Here is a 5,020-nt window from a genome sequence, read left to right as displayed (position 1 = left end):
TGGTGAACCAGCCGACCGTGCGGGTCAGGTCGACGTCGTCGAGGACGTCCTCGCGGCCGTGTCCCTCCAGGTCCAGGCGGACCTCCTCGCGGCCGGTCCAGCGGGCCAGCGCGAGGGCGAGGGCGGCGAGCAGCACGTCGTTGACGCGGGTGCGGTAGGCGGTCGGCGCGGCGCGCAGCAGCGCTTCGGTGTCCGCCTCGTTCAGTTCGACGGTGAGCGTGTCGACGGCGCCCGTGTCCGGCCCGTTCGGTGTCTCGGCCGGGAGTGCTTCGGCGTTCACCGCCCGTTCCCAGTAGGGCAGTTCGTGGTCGAGGGCGCCGGCCGCGACGTGCGCGGCGAGGCCTCGTGCCCAGTCGCGGAAGGAGGTGGTGCGTTCGCCCAGCGTGACGGGTCCGCCCTGGGCGGCCTGCCGGTAGGCGGCCTCCAGGTCGTCCCGCAGGATGCGCCAGGAGACGGCGTCCACGACCAGGTGGTGGGCGACCAGGAGGAGGAACGCGGGCCGGCCGGCGTCGCCGGTGAACAGGGCCGCCCGCAGCAGCGGGCCGCGTGCCAGGTCGAAGCCGGTGTGCAGGTCGTCGGCTGTCTTCTCCATCGCCGCGTCGGCCTCGGTGGAGGTCAGTCCGCTGAGGTCGTGGCGGGTCAGGAGCCGGCCGCGGTCGGTGTCGGCCGCCGGCGGGTTGAACTGGCGCCAGCCGTCCTGGCCGGCGGTGAAGCGCATGCGCAGGGCGTCGTGGTGGTCGAGCAGGGCGTTGAGGGCCGTTTCCAGGGCGGCGGCGTCCACGTCGGCGGTGAGTTCGAGGAGCATCGACTGGTTGAAGTGGCCGTGGCTGGCGCGCGGGCTGGTCAGGAACCATTCCTGGATGGGAGTGAGCGGCACCTCTCCGCTCACCGCTCGGTCTTCGGAGTGCCGGGGCGGCGCGGTGACGACGCCGGCCAGTTCGGCGACGGTCTGGTGGGTGAACAGGTCACGGGTGGTCAGGTGGAGTCCGTCGCGTCGCAGCCGTGAGACGACCTGCATGCTGAGGATCGAGTCGCCGCCGAGGTGGAAGAAGTTGTCGTGCGCGCCGACGTCGGCCACGCCGAGGACGTCGGACCAGATGCTGGCGATGCGGCGTTCGGTGTCGGTGCGCGGTGGCGTGTGCGGCCCGGTGGCGGTGTGGGCGGGGCCGGGTTCGGGCAGCGCGCCGCGGTCGGTCTTGCCGTTCGGGGTGAGCGGCAGGTGTGCGAGCGGCACGAACGCCGACGGGATCATGTGCGGTGGGAGCAGCCCGGCGAGGTGGTCGCGCAGTTCGGGTACCGGCAGTTCCTCCGGAGTGCCCTCGGCGGGGACGACGTGGGCGACCAGCCGTCCGCCCGAGCGGCCGTCCGGGTCGCTGCCGCCGCCGCGTACGGTGACCACCGCGTCGCGCACCAGCGGGCTGCCCCGCAGCGCGCTCTCGATCTCTCCGGGTTCGATGCGGAAGCCGCGCAGTTTGACCTGGTCGTCGGCGCGTCCGGCGAAGCGCAGTTCGCCGCTCGCGTCCCAGCGGGCGAGGTCGCCGGTGCGGTACATGCGCTCCCCCGGGGTGCCGAACGGGTCGGCGACGAAGCGGGACGCGGTCAGGCCGGGCCGGTTGAGGTAGCCGCGGGCCAGTCCGGGTCCGGACACGTAGAGTTCGCCGGTGACGCCGGGCGGGACGGGGCGCAGGGCGGCGTCGAGGACGTGGACGCGGGTGGCGGCGGCCGGGCGTCCGATGGGCGGGGCGCCCGCGCCCGGGGTGAGCGGGCTGGTCCAGGTGGCGACGACGGTGGCCTCGGTCGGACCGTACGAGTTGATCATCCGCCGGCCGGGGGCCCACCGTTCGACGAGGTGGGCCGGGCAGGCCTCGGCGCCGACGATGAGGGTGCGCAGGTGCGGCAGGGCGTCGGCGGTCTCGGGAGCGACCGTCGCGAGCGCGGCGGGCGGGATCAGCGTGTGGCTGACGCGCCGCTCGGCGAGGACCTGGGCGAGGCGCTCGCCGACGAGGGGGCCTTCCTCCCCGGTGAGCAGGGTGGCTCCGGTGAGCAGGGACACGCACAGTTCCAGTACCGAGGCGTCGAAGCTGGGTGAGGCGAACTGGAGGACCCGGTCGCCGGGGCCCGCGTCGTAGCGGTCGGCGGCTGCCGCGGCGAAGGCGGCGAGGCCGCGGTGCGGCACCGCCACGCCCTTCGGCGTGCCGGTGGAGCCGGACGTGTAGATCACGTACGCCGGGTGGTCGACGGTGAGCGCGGCCGTGCGGTCGGCGTCCGTGGGTGCGGTGTCCGGGCCGTCCGCGTCCCACACGGCGGCGGGGTCGTCCAGGACCAGCCAGGCGCCCGCGTCGCGCAGCATGAACTCCCGGCGCTGCTCCGGGTAGTCCGGGTCGACGGGCAGGAAGGCGCCGCCGGCCTTGGTCACGGCGAGCTGGGCCACGACCGTCTCGACGCTGCGGGGCAGGGCCAGCGCCACGATCCGCTCGGGTCCCACGCCCCGCGCGATGAGACGGTGCGCCAGCCGGTTGGCGGCGCGTTCGACGTGCGCGTACGTCAGCTCGCGGCCGTCGGCGTCGGCCACGGCGACGGCGTCGGGGGTGTGGGCGGCCTGTCGTTCGAACAGCTCGGGCAGGGTCGCCGCCGGGACCGGGCGGGCGGTGCCGCGTCCCTGGTCGAGGACGGCCTTGAGCGTCTCGTCGGTGGCGAGGGGCAGGGCCCCCAGGGGCCGGTCGGGATCGTCGGCGACTGCGGTCAGGAGGGTGCCCAGCTGGTCGGCCATGCGTTCGGCGGTGGCCGCGTCGAACAGGTCGGTGTTGTAGGTGAGCACGCCGTGCAGCTCCCCGGTGCCGGTCTCGGCGAACTCCAGGGTGAGGTCGAACGCGGCGTGCCGCAGCTCGGTCTCGACGTCGGTGACCTCGATGCCGGGCAGGTCGAGGGCGGCGGCCGGCGCGTTCTGCAGGACCACCATGACCTGGAACAGGGGGGTGCGGCTGGTGTCACGGACCGGCTGCACCTCGTCCACCACCTGCTCGAACGGCGCCTCCTGGTGGGCGAAGGCGTCCAGGACGGTCCCGCGGACCTCGCTGAGGAACTCGGGGAAGGGGCGGTCGGGTTCGACGCGGGAGCGCAGCACGAGGGTGTTGACGAAGAACCCGACGAGGTGCTGGGTCTCGGCGCGGTCGCGCCCGGAGGTGACCGTGCCGACGGTGATGTCCTCGCCGCCGGTCAGCCGGGCGAGGTAGGCCTGCGCGGCGGCGACCAGCGTGGTGAACAGGGTGGCCTGCCGGTCCCGGCCCACCCGGGCGAGGCGGCGGGTCGTGTCGCGGGGCAGGGCGAGGCGGACGGTGGCGCCGTGGTGGGTGCGCACCGCCGGTCGGGGCCGGTCGGTGGGCAGGTCCAGCGTCTCCAGCCCGGCCAGGTGCTCCTTCCAGTACGCGAGGTGGTCGTCCGTGCCGCGCCCGCGCTGCCAGTGGGCGTAGTCGGCGTACTGCACCGGCAGTGGCGGCAAGGTGCCCGTCTCCAGGCCGAGTTCGGCGCGGTAGAAGTGGGCGAGGTCTCCGGTGAGCACGCCCGTGGACCAGCCGTCGGTGACGATGTGGTGCAGGGTCAGCGTCAGGACGTGCTCGTCGTCCGCGAGCCTGATCAGGCCCGTGTGCAGGAGCGGGCCGCGCCGCAGGTCGAAGGTGCGGGCGCGTTCGGCCTGAAGCAGTTCCGCCAGCCGCTGCGCCCGGTCGGTGCCGGCCTCCCCCGCCAGGTCGTGCAGCGTCAGGGGCACGTCCCGGGCCGGGTGGACGATCTGCACGCCATGGCCGTCCACCGCGTCGAAGGTGGTGCGCAGCGCCTCGTGCCGCTCGGCCAGGGCGCGCAGGGCCGCGATGAGGGCGGGCACGTCGAGCCGGCCGCGCAGCCGCAGGGCCAGCGCGGTGACGTACTCGCCGCTGCCCGGCGCGAACTCCTTCAGGAACCACAGGCGCTGCTGGGCGTACGACATCGGGGCGGGCGTGTCACGGGTGACCGGGACGATCGCGGCGGGCGCGGCGTCACCGGGGCGTTCCTCGGTGAGCAGGGCGGCGAGGGCTGCGGGGGTGGGGTGGGTGAACACCGCGCGCGGGGACAGGTCGGTGCCGAACGCCTCGGAGAGGCGGGCGGCCAGCCGGATGCTGAGGATGGAGTCGCCGCCCAGCTGGAAGAAGTCGTCCCGCACGCCGGGGCGCGGCATGGAGAGGACGTCGGCGAAGATCTCCACCGTGCGGCGCTCCGCGTCGGTGCGCGGCTCGGCCAAAGCGCCCTGCGGGTCACCGCTCGCGGGCTTCGGCGCGGGGAGCGCCGCCCGGTCGACCTTGCCGTTGCGGCTGAGCGGCAGCGCGGGCAGGACGACGAAGGCCGAGGGGACGAGATAGTCGGGCAGCGAGCGCCGGGCGAACTCCCGCAGGGTCGTGACGTCCTCGGTGCCGACCACGTAGGCCACCAGCCGGCGGCTGCCGGGCCGGTCCTCGCGGGCCAGCACCGTCACGTCGGTGACGCCGGGGTGCGCCCCGAGGGCCGCCTCGACCTCGCCGGGTTCGACGCGGAAGCCGCGGATCTTCACCTGGTCGTCGGCGCGGCCCAGGAACTCGACGGTGCCGTCGGGGCGGCGGCGGGCCAGGTCGCCGGTGCGGTACATGCGGGTGCCGGGCGGGCCGGCCGGGTCGGCGAGGAAGCGGGCGGCGGTGTCGCCGGGACGGCCCAGGTAGCCGCGGGCCACGCCCTCGCCGGCGATGTACAGCTCACCGGCGCAGCCCGGCGGTACGGGCCGCAGCCTGCCGTCGAGGACGTGCACGCGCAGGTCGTCGAGCGGGTGGCCGATGGGCACGGTGCCGGGGACGGCACGCGCGTCGGCGAGCGCGAAGGACGTCGCGAACGTCGTCGTCTCGGTGGGGCCGTAGCCGTCCACGACGGTCAGGCCCGGGCAGGCGGCCAGGACGCGGCGTACGGCCGCGGCGGGCACGACGTCGCCGCCGGTCCACACCTGGCGCAGACCGGTGAGGCA

General features: G+C 75.2%; 1 protein-coding gene. It reads right to left on the bottom strand.

Translation table 11 applies throughout. From position 1 onward, the window contains the following. The coding region (locus CCN42_RS35325) for a non-ribosomal peptide synthetase (RefSeq protein WP_143662134.1) at positions 1-5,020 on the bottom strand (5,020 nt) is incomplete at both ends.

This window comes from Streptomyces glaucescens (assembly GCF_002154375.1).
Classification (GTDB): Bacteria; Actinomycetota; Actinomycetes; order Streptomycetales; family Streptomycetaceae; genus Streptomyces; species Streptomyces glaucescens.
This window is presented reverse-complemented; position numbering and strand designations above follow the sequence as displayed.